The sequence below is a fragment of the Bradyrhizobium pachyrhizi genome (genome assembly GCF_029714545.1).
GTDB classification, from domain to species: Bacteria; Pseudomonadota; Alphaproteobacteria; order Rhizobiales; family Xanthobacteraceae; genus Bradyrhizobium; species Bradyrhizobium pachyrhizi.
On record NZ_CP121667.1, the window covers coordinates 2489349 to 2510619 of the forward strand.

Below are 21271 nucleotides of genomic sequence, written 5' to 3' on the forward strand. Positions count from 1 at the left end.
CTGCCTAGTGCGGAATTGCGCACGGGAGCAGGGACCCATAACCACAGGCCGCCATTGTTGAGCGACGCCCGAGCAACGAGTCCCATTCACAATATCCGCCGCGGAGTCCCTGCCTTCGCAGGGACGACAGGGGCATTTGCGGCGCGCCCATCCCACCTCAACGCCGGGCAGCCTTGCGGGGCTATTGCTTGGCAAGCCAAACCCCGTTTGCCATAACAGGATGAAACAACAACGTTGCGCGTGCGGGACCGTTCGGAATCCGCCTGCAGCCAAAGAGCCGGGAGGATGCCATGGCCAATATCCGAGTTCTCGCCACCGATCTGGAGTTTCCCGAAGGTCCCGTCGTCATGCCCGACGGTTCGGTCGTGCTGGTCGAAATCCGCGGCCAGCGGCTGACGCGGGTCTATCCCGACGGGCGCAAGGAGATCGTAGCCAAGGTGCCGGGCGGCCCGAACGGCGCGGCGCTCGGCCCCGACGGCAAGATGTACATCTGCAACAATGGCGGCTTCTCCTGGATTCCGACCCGCAACATGATCATGCCGGGACCGCAGCCGGAGGATTATCTCGGCGGCTCGATCCAGCGCGTCGATCTGCAATCCGGCAAGGTCGAGACCGTCGTCACGAAATGCGGCGAGCACGAACTGCGCGGGCCGAATGACCTTGTATTCGACAGGCAGGGCGGCCTGTGGTTCTCCGACCTCGGCAAGCGCCGCGCCCGCGACATGGATGTCGGCGCGTTCTACTATCTGAAGCCCGGCATGAACGAGATCGTCGAGGCGGTGCACGGCATCCTGCCGGCCAACGGCATCGGCCTGTCGCCGGACGAGAAGACCGTCTACATCGCGGAGACGCCGACCGCGCGGCTGTGGGCTTATGAAGTTTCAGAGCCCGGCACCGTCAAGCCGCGTGACGTGATCTATCGCGGCGAGCGCGGCAAGCCGATCGCCGGCCTCGGCGGCTACCAGATGTTCGATTCGCTCGCGGTCGAGGCATCGGGAAATGTCTGCGTCGCGACGCTGGTCTCGGGCTGCATCTCGGTGATAGCGCCCGACGGCACCGTGGTCGAGCAGGTGCCGACCGGCGACCGCGTCACCACCAACATCGCCTTCGGCGGCCCCGAGCTGAAGACCGCCTACATCACGCTGTCGGGCAGGGGCGAGCTGATCGCGATGGACTGGCCGCGGCCGGGATTGCCGCTGAACTTTCTGAATAGATGACGATTGCGCTTCGCGAAGCGCAATCGTCATTCCGGGTCTGGTGCTTCGCACCATCCCGGAATGACAAAGATGGAGAGATCTCGAATGCCCTGGCTTGAACCGGTCACCCTTCGCGGCGCACATGCGCGGCTGGAGCCGCTGTCCTACGATCATTGCGACGGGCTGGTCGACGCGGTGAAGGACGGCGAGCTGTCAAAGCTCTGGTACACCGCGATCCCGCAGCCGGAGAATATGGCCAAGGAGATCGACCGCCGGCTCGGCCTGCAAAAGGCCGGATCGATGCTGCCGTTCACGGTGTTCGACGCCGACGGCAAGATTTCCGGCATGACGACCTACATGAACGTCGACACGCCGAACCGTCGCGTCGAGATCGGCTCGACCTGGTACGCCAAGCGTGTGCAGCGCAGCGCGGTCAACACGCAGTGCAAACTGCTGCTGCTGACTCATGCCTTCGAGAAGCTTGACTGCATCGCGGTCGAGTTCCGCACGCATTTCTTCAATCACCAGAGCAGGCGCGGCATCGAGCGTCTGGGTGCGAAGCAGGACGGCATCCTGCGCAGCCATCAGATCGCGCCCAACGGCACGTTGCGCGACACCGTGGTTTACAGCATCATCGCCAGCGAATGGCCGACGGTGAAGACGCATCTGACCTATCAACTCAACGAAAAGCCGCGCTGACACGATAGTCGGCGCCAGAAACGAGACGATGGAAACGTTCGATTATGTGATCATCGGCGCGGGCTCCGCCGGGAGCGTGCTGACCAACCGCTTGAGTGAAGACGCGGGCACCAGGGTGTGTGTGCTCGAGGCGGGGCCGAGCGACTGGCATCCCTACATCCATCTGCCGGCCGGCTTCATCAAGACCTTCCACATGAAGAGCGTGAACTGGGCCTACCAGCAGGAGGTGGGTCCCTACACCGGCGGGCGCAGCATCTATGCGCCGCGCGGCAAGACGCTCGGCGGCTCGTCCTCGATCAACGGCCACATCTATAATCGCGGCCAGCGCCAGGATTTCGACACCTGGGCGCAGCTCGGCAATCGCGGCTGGGGCTATCCTGACGTGCTGCCCTATTTCCGGCGAATGGAGAGAAGGATCGGCGAGGGCGACGACACCTATCGCGGCCGCGACGGCAACCTCACCGTCACCACGATGGACTGGCAGGACCCGCTCTGCGAGGCCTTCATGGCAGGCGCGGTCAGCCTCGGTATTCCGCGCAATCCTGATTACAATGGCCAGATCCAGGAGGGCGTGTCGTACTGCCAGCGCACCATCCTGAATGGACGCCGGGTCAGCGCCGCGACCGCGTTCCTGCATCCGGCGCGGCGGCGGCCCAATGTCGACGTGCGCACGCATGCGCATGTCACCGGCATCGTCTTCGAGGGCAAGCGCGCGGTCGGCGTGCGCTACAATCGCGGCGGCAAGCACGGCGATCCCCTGGAGATCCGCGCCACCAAGGAGGTCATCCTCTCCGGCGGCGCCTACAACTCGCCGCAGCTGTTGCAGCTCTCCGGCGTCGGCGCGCCCGAGTTGTTGCAGGCGCACGGCATCGAGGTGCGCCACGCGCTCCCTGGCGTCGGTGAAGGCCTGCAAGATCACTACGCGCCGCGCTCGGTCGCGCGGGTCAAGAATATCAGGACCATCAACGAGCTTCGCCGCGGCTTCAGCTTGTGGGGCGAGGCGATCAAATGGGCGGCGACGCGGCGCGGCCTGCTGTCGCTGTCGCCGACCATGGTCTACTGCTTCTGGCATTCCGGCGAGACCACCGAGAGCTCCGATTTGCAGCTCACCTTCACTCCGGCGAGCTACAAGGAAGGCGTGCAGGGCCAGCTCGAGGACGAGCCCGGCATGACTGTGGCGTCATGGCAGCAGCGGCCGGAGAGCCGCGGCTATGTCCGCATCCGTTCGGCCGATCCGTTCGCGCCGCCGATCATCCAGACCAACTATCTCGCCGAGGAGATCGACCGCCGCGTCGTCGTCGCCGGCATGAAACTGGCGCGCCGGCTGCTCGCCTCCGAGCCGCTCAGTCCGTATTACGCCTACGAGGACTTTCCGGGTCCGAAGGTCACGAGCGACGACGAACTGCTCGCCGCTGCGACCCAGCGCGGCACCACCACCTTCCATCCCGGCTGCACCTGCCGGATGGGACCGGCGGACGCGCCGTGGGCGGTGGTCGACGATCAGCTTCGGGTCCATGGCATGGAGGGCCTGCGCGTGATCGACGCCTCGATCATGCCGCGGATGATCTCGGCCAATCTCAACGCCTCGACCCTGATGATCGCCGACAAGGCCTCCGACATGATGCGCGGCAAGGCACCGGAGGCGGCTGCGAAGCTGCCGGAGTATGCGTGAGGGAGTTGATACGTACGACAATAACCGTTCAGCGTCGTCCCGGCGAAGGCCGGGACCCCTAACCACCGATTGTTATTGTTGCGTGCCGGTGGAATGACGAGTCCCACCCCACAACATCCGCCGCGGAGTATGGGTCCCTGCTTTCGCAGGGACGACAGCGGAGAGTGTGTGGCCGTTAAAGCGCGATGAGATTAGGTTGAATCGTCATCGCGCCTTAGCTCTTTGTTTGAGCATGATCTTTTCGGAAAACCGCTTCGCACTTTTCCGGATCATGCTTTAGCAGCTCAGGATGACGCGAAACATAGTGGAGCTCAGCCGTAGACGGTGGAGCTCAGCTGTAGACGAACGCCTTGTCCTTGAGGTCGATCGCCGGGAATTCGTCCTTCTCGGCCCAGTAGTCCTGGTTGTGCTGCCACTCCGGCTTGTCGCCGCGCTTCGGCAAGAGGTGCATGCCGCGCATCATGTAGCCGGGGTTGAAGTTCTCCGGATCGATCCACGGCAGCAGCGGCATGTTGTGGTCTTCGGGGCGCAGCTCCGGCGTCACCTTCTTCGCGCCGGTCGCGTTCATGTGCTGCAGCAGGCGGCAGACGAAGTCGCCGACCAGATCGACGCGCAAGGTCCAGCTGGCGCGGAAATAGCCGAACACCCAGACGAGGTTCGGCACGCCGGTGAACATCATGCCGCGATAGGTCACGGTATCGGCGAAGTCGAGCGGCTTGCCGTCGATCTCGAAGTCGATGCCGCCATTGGCCGAGAGGTGGAAGCCGGTCGCGGTGATGATGATGTCGGCCTCGAGCTCTTTGCCGGACTTGAGCAGGATGCCCGTCTCGGTGAAGCGGTCGATCTCGTCGGTGACGACCGACGCCTTGCCGCCCTTGATGGCGTGGAACAGGTCGGCATCCGGCACGAAGGCGATGCGCTGCCGCCACGGCCGGTAGCTCGGCGTGAAGTGGGTGGCGATGTCGTAGTCCCTGCCGAGGACGGCTTCGACCGCTGCGAGCAGGTCCTTCTTGGCGCCCTCGGGCTCGGCGAAGGTCCGCTTGGTGAAGGCGTCCTGCTCGAACAGGATCTTGCGGCGGGTGATCTCGTGGATCCAGTGTTCGTCGACCTGCAGCCTGCGCAGCTCCTCGGCGATCTCGATGGCGTTGCGGCCGGTGCGGAAATAGGTCGGCGAGCGCTGCAGCATGGTGACATGGGCGGCGTCCTTGGCCATCGCCGGGATCAGCGTCGCAGCGGTGGCGCCGGAGCCGATCACGACCACGCGCTTGCCCTTGTAGTCGAGGTCGTCGGGCCAGGTCTGCGGATGCACGACGGTGCCCTTGAACTTCGCCATGTCGGTCCATTCGGGCGTATAGCCCGCGTCGTGGCGATAATAGCCCTGGCACATCCAGAAGAAATTGGTCGTGAAGCGCAGCCGCTCGCCGGTGTCGATGCGCGTCGCATCGATGGTCCAGAGATTGGTCTCGTTCGACCACTTCGCCGCGGTGATGGTGTGGCGATAGCGGATGTGACGGGCGATGTCGTTCTCCTCGATCACCTCGCCCATGTACTTCAGGATCTCTGCAGCGGTCGCGATCGGCGCGCTGGTCCACGGCTTGAAGCGATAGCCGAAGGTGTGCAGGTCGCTGTCGGAGCGGATGCCCGGATAGCGATGGGTGGACCAGGTGCCGCCAAAAGTCTTCTGCGTCTCCAGCACCACGAAGCTGGTGCCGGGGCATTGCGTGGCGAGGTGGTAGGCGGCGCCGACGCCGGAGATGCCGGCGCCTGCGATCAGGACATCGAAGTGCTCTGTAGTGACGGGCTCGGCGGCCCGGATCTGGGTCTGGACGTTCATCTTCCCTGGTCTTCTTGCTTGTTGGCTTGTTTGTTGAGCTGCGGAAGCAAAACGCCGGAGCCATCGCCCCGGCGTTTGCCGATATCGGAACTAGACTTCGCGGCGGCTGAGGAAAGCCAGCCGCTCGAACAGATGCACATCCTGCTCGTTCTTGAGCAGCGCGCCATGCAGCGGCGGGATCAGCTTGCGCGGATCGCGCTCCCTGAGCATCTCCGGCGTGATGTCCTCGTTCAACAGCAGCTTGAGCCAGTCGAGCAGCTCCGAGGTCGACGGCTTCTTCTTCAGGCCAGGCACCTCGCGGACCTCGAAGAAGATCCGCAGCGCCTCTTCCACCAGCCGCTTCTTGATGCCGGGGAAGTGCACATCGACGATCTTGCCCATCGTCTCGGTGTCGGGAAACTTGATGTAGTGGAAGAAGCAGCGGCGCAGGAAGGCGTCCGGCAGTTCCTTCTCGTTGTTCGACGTGATCATCACGATCGGGCGCAGCTTCGCCTTGATGGTCTCGCCGGTCTCGTAGACGTGGAATTCCATGCGGTCGAGTTCGAGCAGCAGATCGTTGGGGAATTCGATGTCGGCCTTGTCGATCTCGTCGATCAGGAGCACCGGACGCTTCTCGTTGGTGAAGGCCTCCCACAGCTTGCCGCGCTTGATGTAGTTCTTGATGTCGGACACGCGGGCGTCGCCGAGCTGGCTGTCGCGCAGCCGCGAGACGGCGTCGTATTCGTAGAGGCCCTGCTGCGCCTTGGTGGTCGACTTGATGTGCCAGGTCAAAAGCGGCGCGTCGATCGCCTTGGCGACTTCCTCGGCCAGCACGGTCTTGCCGGTGCCGGGCTCGCCCTTCACCAGCAGCGGGCGCTCGAGCACGATGGCGGCATTGACGGCGACCTTGAGGTCATCGGTGGCGACGTAGTCCTTGGTACCCGTGAATTTCATCTATCTGTTTGCCTTGCTTCGTTCGTCGGCGGCCCCGGCCCCCACACGAAACGACCGCTCTCGCAGCGGTCGCATGTCCTCTCCGATATCTTGTCCGGTACAATTCTAGTTGAAAAAGCCGGGCGGTCTAGCGCGGATTCCGCAGCGCAGCGGTACCTAGACGGCACCGGGCGCATAGTATGTCAGGCGTACTGTTTCCGCCGCGCGGAATGATTGTCACCCGCGAGCGACGAGGCCAGCACCGTGCGGTCGCGTCCCGAACGTTTCGCCTCATAGAGCGCAAGATCGGCCCGGCCGAGCAGTTCGGTCTCGCTCGCGGTCGCGGCCGACCGGCTGGCGATCCCGAGGCTGATCGAAACCACGCCGCGGCGCGCGGCCGGATTGGCCATCGCCAGCGACCGTACCGTGAGGCGCATCGCCTCGGCGACCTTCAGTGCATCCTGCTCGCCGACGCCGGGCAGGATGATCGCGAACTCCTCGCCGCCGTATCGCGCCGCCAGCGCCGTGGTGTTGTCGGTGGCGCCCGCGATCACGCGCGCCACGCGCCGCAGGCATTCGTCGCCGGCCTGGTGACCTTGCGTGTCGTTGAAACCCTTGAAGTGATCGATGTCGAGCATAATCAGCGAGATCTGCTCCCGATCGCGGAACTCGCGCGGCAGCGCGCTGTCGAAGCTGCGGCGATTGGCGAGCGCGGTCAGGCCATCGGTGGTCGCAAGCTCGGACAGGCGGATGTTCAGCGCGTTGAGCTCGTCCTCCATCTTGCGGCGCTCGGTCACGTCGCGCAGCACGCCGACGACCTCGATGGCTTGGTGATCTTCCGCAGCGCCCGCAAGCTTGAAATTAATCTCGACCCAGACCTCGCTGCCGTTGGCGCGGAAGGTCTTGAATTCGACGGTCTTGGTGGTGGTCCAATTGGTCAATTCCGATGTCGCTTTGGCGACGTCGGCGAGATGATCGGGGTGCACGAACTCGAAGCAGGATTTGCCGATCAGATCGTCCGGCTTGCGGCCGAGGATGGTCTCGACCGATTGCGACACGAACAGGAAGCTGCCGTTACGGTCCAGCAGGATCACCACATCGGCGATGTTGTCGGCCAGCAGCCGGTAGCGTGCCTCGCGTTCCCTGAGCATCCGCGCGACCCTGGTGCGCTTGGCAAACTCCTTGCCGAGCAGGATCGCGAACAGGATGACGCCTCCCATCAGGATGACGGCGACAAGCAGGTCGTTGCGCAAATCGTCATGCCATGCGGCGAGAACCTGGGCTTCCGGCAAGGCGACGGTGACCACGATCGGATATTGCGAAGCGCGCTCGAAGCCAAGATATTTGACGCGTCCGTCGAACGGCGATGTGGTTTTCGTGTAGCCCGTCCGGTCCTGCTCGATCCTCGCCTTGAAAGCCGCGGAAACCTCCTTGTTCCACTTGCCCGCCGGCCAGTGCGCCAAGACCATGCCGTCGAGCCGAAGCAGGGTAATTCCGGCATGCGGACCGAATTTGAAGGCTTGATAGAAGTTGTCGAAATAGCTTGTCTCGATGGTCGCGAACAACACGCCGCCGAAGCCGCCATCCTCCCTGGTGACGCGTCGCGAGAGTACGATGGTCGGCTGACCGGTCAGCCGCGACTGCAATGGCTCGCTGATATGCAGCAATGCATCTGTCGAGTCGCGATGGCCGATGAAATAGCCGCGATCGGCATTGTTGTGCGCTGGCAGCTCCGCGGCCGACGAGTAGATCCTGTTGCCGTCGGGGTCGATCACGCCGATCTCCTTGATCTGCGGCAGCGCGTCGGCGGTCTTGCGCAGCGCCGCGTTGAAGCGGTCGACGCGCGGCTTCTGGTATTTCAGCAGATCCACCATGGCGTTCATGGCCACGTCGATCGCCTGGACCGAATGCGAGGCGTGTTCCGCCAGCGAGTGGGTCAGGTTGCGGATGTCGCGCTCGCCCTGGGCCAGCGCCGTGGTGCGCGCCTCGACCGCCTTCCAGATCAACAGACCCAGCACGAATATGCTCATGGCCGCCACCACGGCGGCGACGATCGCTGTCGGCGAAAACAGTTTCGGCAGCTTGGCAGGGCTGTTGGACAAGTCGGTCGGGTCCACTGGCGTCGTGTCGCCTCCAGTGATCAACGCCCGATCTTAATGTCACGTTTCGCCGCCGGGAGCCGAAGCTGGCCGGGGTGGTTAAGTGAAAGTGAATGGCTGATCCGCAGCCGCAACCGGGGGAGGGGCCCTTGACGGCACCGGCAGGGCGGGCGATTTAAGTAAATATGTTCCTGCAGTTTTTCACATCGCTGCGCGACGCCCAGGTCCCCGTGACGCTACGGGAATATCTGACCTTGATGGAAGCGCTTGACGCCGATCTCGCCGAGCAGACGGTCGAGAACTTCTACTATTTGTCGCGCGCCGCGCTGGTGAAGGACGAGCGCAATCTCGACAAGTTCGACCGCGTGTTCGGCACCGTGTTCAAGGGGCTCGAGAGCCTGCTCGACGCCATGGGCAAGGCGGAGATCCCCGAGGAGTGGCTGAAGAAGCTCGCGGAGAAATATCTCACCGAGGAAGAGAAGAAGCAGATCGAGGCCATGGGCTGGGACAAGCTCATGGAGACCCTGAAGAAGCGGCTCGAGGAACAGAAGGGCCGCCACCAGGGCGGTAGCAAGTGGATCGGTACCGCCGGCACCTCGCCGTTCGGCGCCCATGGCTATAATCCCGAGGGCGTCCGGATCGGACAGGAGAAGAACCGCAACAACCGCGCCGTGAAGGTGTGGGACAAGCGCGAGTTCAAGGATCTCGACGGCAATGTCGAGCTCGGCATCCGCAACATCAAGGTGGCGCTGCGGCGGCTGCGCAAGTTCGCGCGCACCGGCGCGCCGGACGAGCTCGATCTCGACACCACGATCAAGGAGACCGCCAACCACGGTTATCTCGACGTGCACATGCGCCCCGAGCGGCGCAACGCGGTCAAGGTGCTGGTGTTCTTCGATATCGGCGGCTCGATGGATTCGCATATCGAGCAGGTCGAGGAACTGTTCTCGGCCGCCAAGAGCGAATTCAAGCACATGGAATATTTCTACTTCCACAACTGCCTCTATGAAGGCGTCTGGAAGCAGAACAAGCGGCGCTTCACCGATCGCACGCCGACCTGGGACGTGCTGCACAAGTACCCGCACGACTACAAGGTGGTGTTCGTGGGCGACGCCTCGATGTCGCCTTACGAGATCATGGTTCCCGGCGGCTCGGTCGAGCATGTCAATGAAGAGGCCGGCTCGGTCTGGCTCGATCGCATCATCCGCACCTATCCGCACGCGGTGTGGCTCAATCCGGTGGCGCAGAAGCACTGGGACTATTCGGAATCGACCACCATCATCCGCCGCTTGTTCTCCGAGCGCATGTATCCGATCACGATCGAAGGTCTGGAGAACGCGATGCGGGAGCTGGTGCGCTGACTTTGATTTCGTCATTCCGGGGCGCGAAGCGAACCCGGAATCTCGAGATTCCGGATCGGCCGCGTTGCGTCCGTCCGGAATGACGGTGGCAGAAAACGCGAAAGCACAAAGACAAAGGGAGTAACCCATGCCACAGAACATCCACCGCGGCATCAAGGTGATGATCGACGAGGCCAATGCCGAGATCGAGACCATCAGCGCGGCCGACGCGATCACGCTGATCGGCAAGAACGACGTCGTCATCGTCGACATCCGCGATCCCCGCGAGATCGAGCGCGACGGCAAGATCCCCGGCGCGTTCTCCTGCACCCGCGGCATGCTCGAGTTCTGGATCGATCCGAACAGCCCCTATGCCAAGCCGATCTTCCAGGAAGACAAGAAGTTCATCTTCCACTGCGCCGGCGGCCTGCGCTCGGCACTCGCCGCCAAGACCGCGAAGGACATGGGCCTGAAGCCGGTCGCGCATATGGGCGGCGGCTTTGCCGCCTGGCGCGAGGCCGGCGGGCCGATCGAGGCATGGGAGCCGAAGAAAAAGGGCTGAACGCTCCATCCACCGTCATTCCGGGCGCGACGCAGTCGCGAGCCGGAATCCAGAGGTTGTCTTGCGAGATTCCGGGTTCTCGCTGCGCGAGCCCCGGAATGACGAAGGAAATGCCGAATGACGACGACCGACGATCCGCTCGTTTCGACCGAATGGCTGGCTGCGCATCTCGGCGATGCCAACGTCAAGGTGCTCGACGCGACCTTCAAGCTGCCCGGCGTGCTGCCGTTGCCGAAGGACGATTATCTTGCCGCGCATCTGCCGGGTGCTGTGTTCTTCGATGTCGACGCGGTGTCCGACCATGCCAATCCGCTGCCGCACATGTTTCCGAGCGCCGAGCAGTTCGGCCGCGACGTCGGCGGGCTCGGCATCAGCAATTCCGACACCGTCGTGATCTACGATTCCGGCGGCTGGGTTGCGGCGCCGCGCGCCTGGTGGATGTTCCTTTCCTATGGTCATCGCAACGTGCGCATTCTCAACGGCGGCCTGAAGAAGTGGCGCGCCGAGGGCAGGGCGGTCGAGAGCGGCGAGGTGAAGCCGAAGCCTGCGACCTTCAAGGCGAGCTACGATCCGAAGCGCGTGCGCAGCATCGAGCAGATGATCGCCAATGTCGAAAGCCGTGCCGAGCAGGTGATCGATGCGCGCGCCGCCGATCGCTTCGAGGGCCGCGCGCCGGAGCCGCGGCCGGGCATCCGCGCCGGCCACATCCCCGGCGCCCGCAACGTGCCCTACAACCAATTGTTCGATGCCGCGACCGGCGAGATGAAGCCGCTCGATGACCTGCGCAAGTCGTTCGCGGGTGCCGGCGTAAAGCTCGATGCGCCCATCGTCACGAGCTGCGGCTCCGGCGTCTCGGCCGGCGTGCTGACGCTGGCGCTCTACCGGCTCGGCGTCACCGAGAGCGCGCTCTATGACGGCTCGTGGTCGGAATGGGGGCAGGCGAGCGGCCCGCCGATCGCGACGGGACCGGCCTGACAGGTCATTCCTGCTTGCTAGCGCCGGGTGAGCGGCACCAGGGTCGGCTGGCCGAACGGATCGAGCTGCTGCTGAACGACCTGCCGAACCGGCTGCGCGCGGACGATCCGCCGCCGCTCCTTGCGATGTGCTGGCTTGCTGACCGCGCTGCGCACCGGCTTCTTCGCCTCAGCGGCCTTCGGCGCCACCGGCGCTTCGACAACAACTTCGGGCCCGCCCAGCGTTGCGATCCTGGTCGCGGCCGCCATCGCCTCGGGTGACGGCGGCGGGGCGGGCTCGGGCGCTGCCATCGCGGGTGCCGGCGGCGGAAGCGCTGGCTCGCTGGGGCCGGGCGGATCGGCGACGGCGGCGACCTTGTCCTCGGTGGCCCCCGGTGCGGCTTCGGCGGCAGCGGGCGTCGGCTCCGATGCCGGCGACGGATCTGCGGTCGGAATCTGCGCCGCGCTGTCGGCGGGCTGAGCTGGCGCGGGGGTCTCCGTGGCTTGGGCTTCCGGCTTCGGCGGGGCGGTCGGGACCGGATCATCCGCCGTCACGGCGGCGACCTTCTCCGGCTCGGCTGCAGGGCTGATTTCAGCGGGAGCAGCCGGTTGTTCGGACGCGGCCGGCTCGGACGGGGCTGCCGGAGTTTCGGTCGTCACCTTGTCGGCGGCGGGCGGGTCGACCCGGACCATGGCAAGCACTGGCGGGGTCTCGGGCTGCTGCGCGAATTGCAGCTCGGGCGGCGGCGCCCGGCGGGCCGGAATGCTTGCGAACTCTTCATGCGCCGCGCGAAACAGCGCGGCTGCCCCTAACCCGAACACCAGAAGCGAGGTCGCCAGCACGATCGCGGCGAACAAAAAACGAAGGCCGGGGAGCATGGGCGCGGGTTCCCCCTTCTGCGGGAGGGTCTTCGATGTCGAGGGAACGCGGTGACCACACAAGAAAGCCGGCGTCGCGAGCGCGAATCAGGCCAATTCGAAGATATCGCAACGTCCCGGCACTGTTTGTTACAAAATGCGGGTGATTGATGACTTTGGCCATCTGGACGGACTTTGCCGACCCGTGAGACATCTTTGCCGCAGCGTTGACGCGAAATCACAAAAGGCCCGGAATAGCCCGGGTTTCGCGGATTTGTCTTGAATGCGCCGCTATCTTCCTGCATTGGGCCGTTAACAGTCCGGTGTGGCTTGGGGACTATAACAGAGCAATGATGATCAACCGCATTCTGACGATTTGCGCTGCCGCGGCTCTCGGCGTGGCAGGAACCTCGCTTGCGCATGCGCAGCAGGGTTATCCGGCGCCCCAGGGCACCGCCTATTCGACGGCGCCCCAGCCCTACCCCCAGGGCAGCATGCCGGATTTCGACGCTCTCAATGACGATGACGGGCAGGATTCGGCTGCACTGCCGCCGCCCGGTCCGGTGCTGTCGCCGAACGATCCGCGCTATGGCCGTCCGGCGAATGCGCCCACCTATTCCGATCGTGGCGCGCCGACCGGCCCCGTGATGTCGCCGGACGATCCGCGCTATGGCCGTCCGATGAATGGTCCTCCGGTCTATTCCGACCGTGGCGCGCCGACTGGCCCGGTGATGTCGCCCGATGATCCCCGCTATGGCCGGCCGATGGGGCCGCCGCCGGTGATCTACGGCGATCGTCCGGGTGCGCAACAAGCTAACCGCGACAATGGCGTTCCGGCCGCCGGTGTTTCCTACGGCGACGACCGCGGCGGCATGCGTCCGCCCGAGGGCGTTACCGGAGCCGTGCCGCAGCAGCAGGCGCCGGTCGATGCCAATGGCAAGCCGGTGCAGATCGCGGCGCTGCCGCCGGACGAGCAGCCCGAAGACGCCCCGGCGCAACTGCCGCCGAATCTGCGCCGCCAGGAAGTGTCGTTCGCGACCAAGGAGCCGGCAGGCACGATCGTCGTCGATACGTCGAACACCTACCTCTATTACATCCTGGGCAACGGCCGGGCGATCCGTTACGGCGTCCGTGTCGGCCGCGACGGCTTCACCTGGACCGGCGTGCAGAAGATCACCCGCAAGGCCGAGTGGCCGGATTGGCATCCGCCGACCGAGATGATCGAGCGTCAGCCCTATCTGCCGCGCTTCATGGCCGGCGGACCCGGCAATCCGCTCGGCGCCCGCGCGATGTATCTCGGCTCGACCGTGTACCGTATTCACGGCACCAACCAGCCGTCGACCATCGGCAAGTTCGTCTCGTCGGGCTGTATCGGCATGCTGAATGAAGACGTCTCCGACCTGTTCGAACGCGCCAAGGTCGGCACCCGCGTGGTTGTGCTGCCCGGTGGTCCGCCGCCGGGAACGGCGACGGCTTCTGCCGCGCCTCCAAACCCGATGGCTCCCGCGTCGGCTCAGGCTCAGGCGGCGGCGCCGCTGCCCGGCACGCAGCCGACCACAGTGCAGCCGCTGCCCGCACCGGTGACGGTGCGCTAGGCCAACCGGCAAGTTTCATCGTTGAAAAAGGCGCGCGAACAGCGCGCCTTTTTTGTTGCAACAAGCCGCGCATCTCGACGTTGCCGCCCGGGAGGCAATGCGATGCAGGACGTCTGCGAGACCTATCCGCCGCTGAATGCGCCAAAGCCTGTCGCCGATGACGTATGGATGATCGATGGTCCGATCATCCGGTTCGGCCCGCGCTGGTTCAAGATGCCGTTTCCAACGCGCGCGACAATCGTTCGTCTGCCGCGTGGGCGTCTGTTCATTCACTCGCCAACACCATTGCTGGCGGAACTCAAGGCCGCAGTCGTTAAGCTGGGCGTACCGTGCTGGATCATCGGTCCGAATCGTCTGCACTATTGGTGGATTCCGGAATGGCATGCTGCCTATCCCGACGCGCGCATCTTCCTTGCGCCCGGGATCAAGCAACAGGCGGGCAATCGGCTGACCTTCGAAGGCGAGGCACTGGAACGATCATCCGGCTATCCCTGGGATGAGTGGATCGCGACGCTGCCGGTGGCAGGCAGCTACATGACGGAGGTCGTGTTCTTCCATCTGCCGTCGCGGACATTGCTGCTGACGGACCTGATCGAAAACTTTGAGGCCGGGCGCGTTCGCTCGCCGTTGATGCGGTTCCTGATCTGGCTCGGCGGCGTGCGCGATCCTGACGGCAGCACGCCAACGGACCTGCGCTCGACCTTCCTGCAGGACAGGGATGCGATGAAGGCCGCTGTCGCGCGCATGATCGAATGGGATCCGGAGCGGATCATTCTCGCCCACGGGCGCTGGTACGACCGCGACGGCCGCGCCGAGCTCGAACGCGCGTTCCGCTGGCTCGGCTAGCCGCAGTGAATGCCGCTGTCAGGCCAGGCGCCGCGGCGGCTCGTTGCCCTTGGTGAAGGCATCGATGCACTCGACCATCTGCTGATAATGCGCCTGCAGGCTCTCGCGCGTCGCATAGCCGAGATGCGGCGTAATCACGACGTTGTCGAGCTTGCGCAGCGGGTGATCCGACGGCAGCGGCTCGACCGAGAACACGTCGATGCCGGCGCCGGCGATCGTCCTGTCGCGGAGCGCCGCGAACAGGGCGTCCTCATCGACGATCGGCCCGCGCGCGGTGTTGACGAGATAGGCCGATGGCTTCATGCGGGCGAGATCGGCGGCGCCGACCAGTCCGCGCGAGCGCGGGCTCAGCACGACATGGATGGTGATGATGTCTGATGTCGCGAACAGCTCGTCCTTGCTGGCATAGCCGACGCCGGCCTCCTTGCACTTCTCCGGCGTCAGATTGGGGCTCCAGGCGATGACGTTCATGCCGAACACCTTGGCCATGCCGGCGACCTTGCTGCCGAGCTTACCGAGGCCGATGATGCCGAGCGTCTTGCCCTCGATCTCGGTACCGGCAAAGGTCTGCCAGGCCTCGCCGGCGTGCATGCGCGCATTCTCGCGGCCGATGCCGCGGGTCAGTTCCAGGATCAGGCCCATGGTGAGCGGCGCGGTGGGATCGCGGTTATATTGGGTGCCGCACAACACCACCTTGCGGTTCTTGGCGGCCTCCATGTCGATCGCCGCGTTGCGCATGCCTGAGGTGATCAGGAGCTGCAGCCTGGGCAGCGCGTCGAGCAGGCTCTTCGGGAACGCCGTGCGCTCGCGCATCGCGCAGATGATCTCGAAATCCTTCAGCTTCGTTGCCGCTTCCGCCTCGCTCGCGAACGGCTTGTCGAACACGGTGACGTCGACCCGGTCCTTGACCTTCGGCCAGTCGGCCACCGAAAGCGCGATGTCAAAATAGTCGTCGAGGATTGCACAGCGGAGCCGCGTCATCGGGGAGGTCCATTCAGGGTGAGGACGACGGCGGGAGATCAACCGTCGGGATACCCGTCATGGTCGCGCGCAATCGGCAGGCGCGCAAGCGGCCGCGGTTTCAAAAAGCGGCGATTGTCACACGCGCGGCGACGGCTTCTGCGTCTTCGTGGCGCGGATATCGGCGAGCATCGAGCGGACTGCCGGCGACAGCGCCATCTGCTTGGCGCGGCAGGCTGGACCGGGGCCGCGCATATAGTGCAGTTCCGGCCGGTAGGGATTGAAAGCCTTGGCGACGAAGGCGCGCCAAAATGCGCTGAATTCGGCGAACAGCGTCGCCTCGGCCTTGGTCGCCGGGCGCGAAAGGGGTGCTGAAATGATGGTAGCCATGACGTGGCCTCAACTGTTTTGGCCGCGGTTCTGCCGCGAAAATCGCCGTTTTTCGGCGTTGAGAACGAGTTTTGGCCTGATTTATTAAAAGATGGTTTCAATTGTCGTGATTCGGCGCACACATGGTGTCGAACCCGTAATCACCCGTGGTGAAGCCGCGAAACGTGGTGAACGGACGGAAAACAGAGGTCCCGCGGTTGCTCTTTCGGGGGCCGGCCGTTACATCGGCGGCAGCAAAATTTCCACAAATCGGATCAATTCCAGGGACAGCGGATGGCTCGCCAGTTCATCTATTTCATGCAGGGTCTGACCAAGGCGTACCCGACCCGCAAGGTGCTCGATAACATCCATCTGAGCTTCTACCCGGACGCCAAGATCGGCGTGCTCGGCGTCAATGGCTCGGGCAAGTCGACCCTGCTGAAGATCATGGCCGGTCTCGACAAGGAGTATAACGGCGAGGCTTGGGTCGCCGAGGGCGCTCGCGTCGGCTATCTCGAGCAGGAGCCGCAGCTCGATCCCAAGCTCTCGGTGCGCGAAAACGTCATGCAGGGCGTCGCCAAGCAGAAGGCGATCCTCGACCGCTACAACGAGCTCGCGGTCAACTATTCGGACGAGACCGCCGACGAGATGACCAAGCTGCAGGACGAGATCGAGGCCCAGGGCCTGTGGGATCTCGACAGCAAGGTCGACCAGGCGATGGACGCGCTGCGCTGCCCGCCCGACGATGCCGATGTCACCAAACTGTCCGGCGGCGAACGCCGCCGCGTGGCGCTGTGCCGCCTGCTGCTCGACCAGCCGGAATTGCTGCTGCTCGACGAGCCGACCAACCACCTCGACGCCGAGTCGGTGTCGTGGCTGGAAGGCCATCTGCGCAACTATCCCGGCGCGATCCTGATCGTCACCCACGACCGTTACTTCCTCGACAACGTCACGGGCTGGATCCTCGAGCTCGACCGCGGCCGCGGCATCCCCTACGAGGGCAATTACTCGTCCTGGCTGGTGCAGAAGCAGAAGCGACTCGAGCAGGAAGGCCGCGAGGACGCCGCGCATCAGAAGACGCTGGCCCGCGAGCAGGAATGGGTGGCGTCCTCGCCGAAGGCGCGCCAGGCCAAGTCGAAGGCGCGCTACCAGCGCTATGAGGAGCTGCTCAAGAAGGCGAGCGAGAAGCAGACCCAGACCGCGCAGATCATCATTCCGGTCGCCGAGCGGCTCGGCGCCAACGTCGTCGACTTCGAAGGTCTCAGCAAGGGATTTGGCGATCGCCTGCTGATCGACGATCTCACCTTCAAGCTGCCGCCCGGCGGCATCGTCGGCGTGATCGGTGCCAACGGCGCCGGCAAGACCACGCTGTTCAAGATGATCACCGAGCAGGAGACGCCGGACAAGGGCACCATCACGGTCGGCGAGACCGTGCATCTCGGCTATGTCGACCAGTCGCGCGACGCGCTCGAGGGCAACAAGACGGTGTGGGAGGAAATCTCCGGCGGCAACGAGCTGATCCTGCTCGGCAAGAAGGAAGTCAATTCGCGCGGCTACTGCTCGGCGTTCAACTTCAAGGGCGCCGACCAGCAGAAGAAGGTCGGTGCGCTGTCGGGCGGTGAGCGCAACCGCGTGCATCTCGCCAAGATGCTGAAGTCGGGCGCCAACGTGCTGCTGCTCGACGAACCGACCAACGACCTCGACGTCGACACGCTGCGCGCGCTGGAAGAGGCGCTGGAGGATTTCGCCGGTTGCGCCGTCATCATCAGCCATGACCGCTGGTTCCTCGACCGCATCGCGACCCACATCCTGGCCTTCGAGGGCGACAGCCATGTCGAGTGGTTCGAGGGCAACTTCCAGGATTACGAAAAGGACAAGATGCGCCGGCTCGGCCAGGACAGCATCATTCCGCATCGCGTGAAGTACAAGAAGCTGACGCGCTGATTGGTTCAAGCGGTCGAGCGCGGCCATCGTGCCGCGTTCGACCGTTGCTCGTTGGCAGGATCGTGACGGCACCGCGGCGCAATCTGCGGCCAGTTGTCGCTTTTCAAGCGCGCGGGATTGCGTAGATAGAGCGCTCCGCAATTTTTAATCCTGCGAGCACTCCAACATGTCCGCTGTTTCAGATGCGCGCACCCCCCTGAAGGGCCGGTCGCTGCGTCCCGTTCCGATGCTGATCTTCGGATCGCGCTGGCTGCAATTGCCGCTCTATGTCGGCCTGATCATCGCCCAAGGCGTCTATGTCGTGCTGTTCCTTAAGGAACTATGGCACCTGTTCGCCCATTCCTTCGATTTCAGCGAGCAGCAGATCATGCTGGCCGTCCTCGGCCTGATCGACGTCGTCATGATCTCGAACCTGTTGGTGATGGTGATCGTCGGCGGCTACGAAACTTTCGTCTCGCGCCTCAATCTGCAGGGCCATCCGGACGAACCGGAATGGCTCAGCCACGTCAATGCCAGCGTGCTGAAGATCAAGCTGGCGATGGCGATCATCGGCATCTCCTCGATCCATTTGCTGCGCACCTTCATCGAGGCCGGTGCACTGTCGTCAGGCAAGGGCAACTACACCGAGACCGGCGTGATGTGGCAGACCATCATCCACTGCGTCTTCATCCTGTCGGCGATCGGCATCGCCATCGTCGACAAGCTGTCGAACGACTCGATCGAAGGCGCCAAGCAACAGGTTGGGCATTAGGGATGAACGGCGGCGCGGCGTCACCGCGCCGCGCGCGAGCCAAACAATGCCGGCGCGGATCTGCCGAGCCATTCGGGGATTTGCGCCGCGCCGCGCGGAAATCCGCGGGCCATCGCGAGGACGAACGCGGTCTGCCAGACGCCGAACAGCACCAGCCAGCCCGGCAAGGTCGGCAGCCTGGCGATCGCGCCGTAAACCGTTCCGGCTGCGATGGCCGCGATCCAGGTCACGACGACGCTGTCGATCCGCCTGAACGCGGGGTTGGTCAGGAGCACGCCGAGAATGGTGATGGCTCCGCCGACGGCGCCGCCGATGCCGCCGATCAAAAATCCCATGCAGGGATTGTTGCCGAGCGCCTCGGTGGTCTGGGCCGGGTTCGCGGCATTGCCCTCGATCGGCACGGCTCTCGCATACTGGCCGGGCGAGGCTCGAGGATCGTGACCGCCTTGAGATAGGTCGGAACCTGGTCGAGCGGGGTCGGCGCCATCATCACCGGCAGCATGCGATTGCTGGGGTTCGGCCATTTGTTCCGGGCAAAGGCGAGCTCGCTCAGCGTGTAGCGTCCCCTGGTCACCGATTCCGGACTGATCAGGAACACCATAAAATCGCTGCTTTCGATGGCTTTTTCGACGCGCGCATCGAAGCTGTCGCCCGGCGGAAGATCGTCGTGCGAAAAGAAAACGTCATGGTCGCAATTGCGCAGGGACTGGGCGATGCTGTCAGCCTGCGATTCCAGTTCGGAGGGAAATGACAGAAATATGCGCACGGCAAAACTTACCGCCCAGAATTGAATTCTGACAATTGCCGAATCCGCGTTGCAATGCCCGTTTCCGCAGGGTGAGATCGATCATGAAATGGCCAGCCACCATCGTCGCATTCGCGCTGCTGCTGTGTGCGCCGCTGCCGGCATTCGCCGCCGATGCTGCGTTCACCCAGTTCATCGCCTCGCTGTGGCCGGAGGCCAAGGCCGCCGGCGTGTCGCGCGAGACCTTCGATCGCGAGACGCGCTCGCTCGAGCCCGACTACAAGCTGCCCGACCTGATCCTGCCCGGGCGTCCGAAGACCGGCGCACCGGCGCAGGCCGAGTTCGTGCAGGTGCCGGCCGACTACATCAAGGAAGCCTCGATCGCGCGGCTCGCCGCCGAAGGGCAGCGGCTGTTGCAGAAGTATCGCTCCTCGCTCGATGCGATCGAGAAGCGGTTCGGCGTCCCGGCCACCGTCGTGCTGGCGATCTGGGGCCGCGAGACCGATTACGGGCGCTATTCGCTGCCCTACGACACGCTGCGCGTGGTGGCGACGCAGGCCTATGTCGGTCGCCGCAAGGATCAGTACCGCACCGAGTTCATCCTCGCGCTGAAGATCCTCGGCGAGGGCGCGGTGACGCGCAAGGAGATGCGCTCCTCCTGGGCCGGTGCAACCGGCTACACCCAGTTCCTGCCGTCGGAATACTACAAGCATGGCGTCGATCTCGACGGCGACGGACGCGTCGACATCTGGCATTCGGTGCCGGACGCGCTCGCCTCCGCCGCGCAGCAGCTGGTCAACAAGGGCTGGCAGCCCGGCGTGCGCTGGGCCTATGAGGTGCAGGCGCCGGCCAATGCCGACTGCACGATGGGCGTGCCTGAAGTGACGAAGCCGATCAGCCAGTGGCTGCGCGCAGGCTTCGTGCCGGTGCGCGGACAGAAGCTCAGCGCCGCCGAGCAGGCGCAATCGGCGTCGCTGCTGCAGCCGGAAGGCAGCTACGGTCCCGCCTTCCTGACCACGCCGAACTACTTCGTGATCAAGGAATACAATTTCTCCGATCTCTACGTGCTGTTCGTCGGCCACCTCGCCGACCGCATGACGAGCCCGCAGCCATTCGCGACGCCATGGTCGGCATCGAAGCAGCTGCGCTCCGGCGACGTCGAGGCGATGCAGCAGCAGCTGACGAAGATCGGTCTCTACAAGGACAAGCTCGACGGCAAGGCCGGGATGCAGACCCGCGCCGCGCTTGGCGCCTATCAGAAGCAGGCCGGGCTGAAGGTCGATTGCTGGCCGAGCGAGACGGTGCTGCGCGCGATGCACGGGCAGCGCTGATCGGGCTGGCTCGCAAGACCGCCTGGTGGCGTAAAAGCAAAACCCGGCCGCGAGGCCGGGTTTTCGAGTGTGATGCTGAAAACGTGTCGGTCGATCAGTCGCAAACCTGGATGCGACGGAAGCGCCAGCCGTAGCCGTCCCAGAAGCGCTCACGAACCATGCGGCACGGGGCCTCTTCGACGTAAACCGGTGCCGGTGCGACATAGACCGGGGCGGGGCGAGCGCCTGCGATAGCGCCGCCCAGCAAGGCGCCGCCGATCAGGCCGCCGGCAACGCCGGCTGCGACGGCGCCGCCGTCACCAGCCTTGGCAGCCGGAGCAACGGCCAGCGAACCGGCAATCGTGGTAACGGCGACAAGGGCAGCTAAAGTCTTCTTCATGTCTTTGGCTCTCCTGGAAGGTGGTGGCGTCGTGGTTCGGCGCCGGGTTGAGGTGACTCGCACGCTGATCTCGAACTGCTGTCTTGCTAAACAGCGCAGAACAGTCAACCGAAAGTAAACGTCCGCAGGCTGATCGCGCAGAAAAGCGGTTTTTTCTGGCCATCTGCAGCAGATGTCCCGGAGAAACAGTCGGTTTTCCGGGACATTTGGTTCGATTTAATCGAGA

The 21271-nt window shown here is 64.4% G+C and carries 20 protein-coding genes; 11 read left to right on the plus strand and 9 right to left on the minus strand.

The features are described 5' to 3' along the window. Positions 1-290: 290 nt before the first annotated feature. The 3 genes from QA639_RS11415 (at position 291) to QA639_RS11425 (ending at position 3567) form a co-directional block, all read left to right on the plus strand. Positions 291-1217 (plus strand): SMP-30/gluconolactonase/LRE family protein, encoded by a 927-nt coding sequence (locus QA639_RS11415; RefSeq protein WP_157340448.1) that lies wholly within the window; start codon positions 291-293, stop codon positions 1215-1217. 84 nt (positions 1218-1301) lie between these two features. After that, the gene (locus QA639_RS11420; RefSeq protein WP_157340446.1) at positions 1302-1895 is read left to right on the plus strand and encodes a GNAT family N-acetyltransferase; all 594 of its coding nucleotides are present in this window, start codon (positions 1302-1304) and stop codon (positions 1893-1895) included. Positions 1896-1923: 28 nt separating this feature from the next. Continuing rightward, positions 1924-3567, plus strand: coding sequence for a GMC family oxidoreductase (locus QA639_RS11425; protein ID WP_157340444.1), 1644 nt, complete (start codon positions 1924-1926; stop codon positions 3565-3567). Between the two features lie 331 nt (positions 3568-3898). Here the strand turns inward: QA639_RS11425 and QA639_RS11430 are convergent, their stop codons facing one another. The 3 genes from QA639_RS11430 to QA639_RS11440 all read right to left on the minus strand — a co-directional run bounded on the left by QA639_RS11430 (position 3899) and on the right by QA639_RS11440 (position 8415). Beyond that, a complete protein-coding gene (locus tag QA639_RS11430; RefSeq protein WP_028334809.1) occupies positions 3899-5401 on the minus strand; it encodes a flavin-containing monooxygenase in 1503 nt (500 codons plus the stop codon). Positions 5402-5491: 90 nt separating this feature from the next. Then, a complete protein-coding gene (locus QA639_RS11435) occupies positions 5492-6334 on the minus strand; it encodes an AAA family ATPase (protein ID WP_028334810.1) in 843 nt (280 codons plus the stop codon). 182 nt (positions 6335-6516) lie between these two features. Continuing rightward, a complete protein-coding gene (locus tag QA639_RS11440) occupies positions 6517-8415 on the minus strand; it encodes a diguanylate cyclase (RefSeq protein WP_283089780.1) in 1899 nt (632 codons plus the stop codon). A gap of 182 nt (positions 8416-8597) precedes the next feature. Here QA639_RS11440 and QA639_RS11445 point away from each other — a divergent pair, with 182 nt between their 5' ends. From QA639_RS11445 to sseA, 3 genes are all read left to right on the plus strand, one after another. After that, positions 8598-9773, plus strand: coding sequence for a vWA domain-containing protein (locus QA639_RS11445; protein WP_016847779.1), 1176 nt, complete (start codon positions 8598-8600; stop codon positions 9771-9773). Positions 9774-9900: 127 nt separating this feature from the next. Then, positions 9901-10314 (plus strand): rhodanese-like domain-containing protein, encoded by a 414-nt coding sequence (locus QA639_RS11450; protein ID WP_016847778.1) that lies wholly within the window; start codon positions 9901-9903, stop codon positions 10312-10314. 117 nt (positions 10315-10431) lie between these two features. After that, positions 10432-11289 (plus strand): 3-mercaptopyruvate sulfurtransferase, encoded by an 858-nt coding sequence (gene sseA, locus QA639_RS11455; protein WP_028334813.1) that lies wholly within the window; start codon positions 10432-10434, stop codon positions 11287-11289. Between the two features lie 17 nt (positions 11290-11306). On the opposite strand, the gene QA639_RS11460 is transcribed toward sseA, so the two are convergent. Next, complete coding sequence (locus tag QA639_RS11460; RefSeq protein WP_038377566.1) at positions 11307-12146, minus strand: hypothetical protein; 840 nt, start codon at positions 12144-12146, stop codon at positions 11307-11309. A 329-nt stretch (positions 12147-12475) separates the two neighbouring features. Between QA639_RS11460 and QA639_RS11465 the strand changes: the two genes are divergently transcribed. Then, positions 12476-13720 carry a L,D-transpeptidase family protein gene (locus tag QA639_RS11465; RefSeq protein WP_283089781.1) on the plus strand — a complete coding sequence of 415 codons (1245 nt, stop codon included), beginning with the start codon at positions 12476-12478 and terminating at the stop codon, positions 13718-13720. Between the two features lie 102 nt (positions 13721-13822). Next, positions 13823-14566 carry a DUF4336 domain-containing protein gene (locus QA639_RS11470; RefSeq protein ID WP_283089782.1) on the plus strand — a complete coding sequence of 248 codons (744 nt, stop codon included), beginning with the start codon at positions 13823-13825 and terminating at the stop codon, positions 14564-14566. Between the two features lie 18 nt (positions 14567-14584). On the opposite strand, the gene QA639_RS11475 is transcribed toward QA639_RS11470, so the two are convergent. Further along, complete coding sequence (locus QA639_RS11475) at positions 14585-15547, minus strand: D-2-hydroxyacid dehydrogenase family protein (protein ID WP_283089783.1); 963 nt, start codon at positions 15545-15547, stop codon at positions 14585-14587. Positions 15548-15664: 117 nt separating this feature from the next. Next, the gene (locus QA639_RS11480; RefSeq protein WP_283089784.1) at positions 15665-15916 is read right to left on the minus strand and encodes a hypothetical protein; all 252 of its coding nucleotides are present in this window, start codon (positions 15914-15916) and stop codon (positions 15665-15667) included. Between the two features lie 273 nt (positions 15917-16189). On the opposite strand from QA639_RS11480, the gene ettA reads away from it, so the two are divergent. Together ettA and QA639_RS11490 are read left to right on the plus strand one after the other, a co-directional pair. Further along, positions 16190-17839 (plus strand): energy-dependent translational throttle protein EttA, encoded by a 1650-nt coding sequence (gene ettA / locus QA639_RS11485; RefSeq protein ID WP_050387347.1) that lies wholly within the window; start codon positions 16190-16192, stop codon positions 17837-17839. A gap of 166 nt (positions 17840-18005) precedes the next feature. Further along, on the plus strand, positions 18006-18590 hold the full coding sequence (locus QA639_RS11490) for a TIGR00645 family protein (protein WP_028334819.1): 585 nt from the start codon (positions 18006-18008) through the stop codon (positions 18588-18590). 20 nt (positions 18591-18610) lie between these two features. Here the strand turns inward: QA639_RS11490 and QA639_RS11495 are convergent, their stop codons facing one another. Next, on the minus strand, positions 18611-18991 hold the full coding sequence (locus QA639_RS11495; RefSeq protein ID WP_283089785.1) for a hypothetical protein: 381 nt from the start codon (positions 18989-18991) through the stop codon (positions 18611-18613). Next, positions 18913-19356 carry a toll/interleukin-1 receptor domain-containing protein gene (locus tag QA639_RS41875; RefSeq protein ID WP_028334821.1) on the minus strand — a complete coding sequence of 148 codons (444 nt, stop codon included), beginning with the start codon at positions 19354-19356 and terminating at the stop codon, positions 18913-18915. Before QA639_RS41875 ends, QA639_RS11495 begins: the two co-directional genes overlap by 79 nt. 83 nt (positions 19357-19439) lie before the next feature. Between QA639_RS41875 and QA639_RS11500 the strand changes: the two genes are divergently transcribed. Then, positions 19440-20666 carry a lytic murein transglycosylase gene (locus QA639_RS11500; RefSeq protein WP_028334822.1) on the plus strand — a complete coding sequence of 409 codons (1227 nt, stop codon included), beginning with the start codon at positions 19440-19442 and terminating at the stop codon, positions 20664-20666. A gap of 94 nt (positions 20667-20760) precedes the next feature. On the opposite strand, the gene QA639_RS11505 is transcribed toward QA639_RS11500, so the two are convergent. Then, positions 20761-21045: a hypothetical protein gene (locus tag QA639_RS11505; RefSeq protein WP_016843728.1), complete on the minus strand. Its 285-nt coding sequence runs from the start codon at positions 21043-21045 to the stop codon at positions 20761-20763. Positions 21046-21271: the final 226 nt, after the last annotated feature.

Excerpts from the sequence above, each read along its gene's own strand:
- QA639_RS11415 (WP_157340448.1), top strand. The coding sequence starts at position 291 with ATGGCCAATATCCGAGTTCTCGCCACCGATCTGGAGTTTCCCGAAGGT.
- QA639_RS11420 (WP_157340446.1), top strand. The coding sequence starts at position 1,302 with ATGCCCTGGCTTGAACCGGTCACCCTTCGCGGCGCACATGCGCGGCTG.
- QA639_RS11425 (WP_157340444.1), top strand. The coding sequence starts at position 1,924 with ATGGAAACGTTCGATTATGTGATCATCGGCGCGGGCTCCGCCGGGAGC.
- QA639_RS11430 (WP_028334809.1), bottom strand. The coding sequence starts at position 5,401 with ATGAACGTCCAGACCCAGATCCGGGCCGCCGAGCCCGTCACTACAGAG.
- QA639_RS11435 (WP_028334810.1), bottom strand. The coding sequence starts at position 6,334 with ATGAAATTCACGGGTACCAAGGACTACGTCGCCACCGATGACCTCAAG.
- QA639_RS11445 (WP_016847779.1), top strand. The coding sequence starts at position 8,598 with ATGTTCCTGCAGTTTTTCACATCGCTGCGCGACGCCCAGGTCCCCGTG.
- QA639_RS11450 (WP_016847778.1), top strand. The coding sequence starts at position 9,901 with ATGCCACAGAACATCCACCGCGGCATCAAGGTGATGATCGACGAGGCC.
- sseA (WP_028334813.1), top strand. The coding sequence starts at position 10,432 with ATGACGACGACCGACGATCCGCTCGTTTCGACCGAATGGCTGGCTGCG.
- QA639_RS11460 (WP_038377566.1), bottom strand. The coding sequence starts at position 12,146 with ATGCTCCCCGGCCTTCGTTTTTTGTTCGCCGCGATCGTGCTGGCGACC.
- QA639_RS11465 (WP_283089781.1), top strand. The coding sequence starts at position 12,476 with ATGATGATCAACCGCATTCTGACGATTTGCGCTGCCGCGGCTCTCGGC.
- QA639_RS11470 (WP_283089782.1), top strand. The coding sequence starts at position 13,823 with ATGCAGGACGTCTGCGAGACCTATCCGCCGCTGAATGCGCCAAAGCCT.
- QA639_RS11475 (WP_283089783.1), bottom strand. The coding sequence starts at position 15,547 with ATGACGCGGCTCCGCTGTGCAATCCTCGACGACTATTTTGACATCGCG.
- QA639_RS11480 (WP_283089784.1), bottom strand. The coding sequence starts at position 15,916 with ATGGCTACCATCATTTCAGCACCCCTTTCGCGCCCGGCGACCAAGGCC.
- ettA (WP_050387347.1), top strand. The coding sequence starts at position 16,190 with ATGGCTCGCCAGTTCATCTATTTCATGCAGGGTCTGACCAAGGCGTAC.
- QA639_RS11490 (WP_028334819.1), top strand. The coding sequence starts at position 18,006 with ATGTCCGCTGTTTCAGATGCGCGCACCCCCCTGAAGGGCCGGTCGCTG.
- QA639_RS11500 (WP_028334822.1), top strand. The coding sequence starts at position 19,440 with ATGAAATGGCCAGCCACCATCGTCGCATTCGCGCTGCTGCTGTGTGCG.
- QA639_RS11505 (WP_016843728.1), bottom strand. The coding sequence starts at position 21,045 with ATGAAGAAGACTTTAGCTGCCCTTGTCGCCGTTACCACGATTGCCGGT.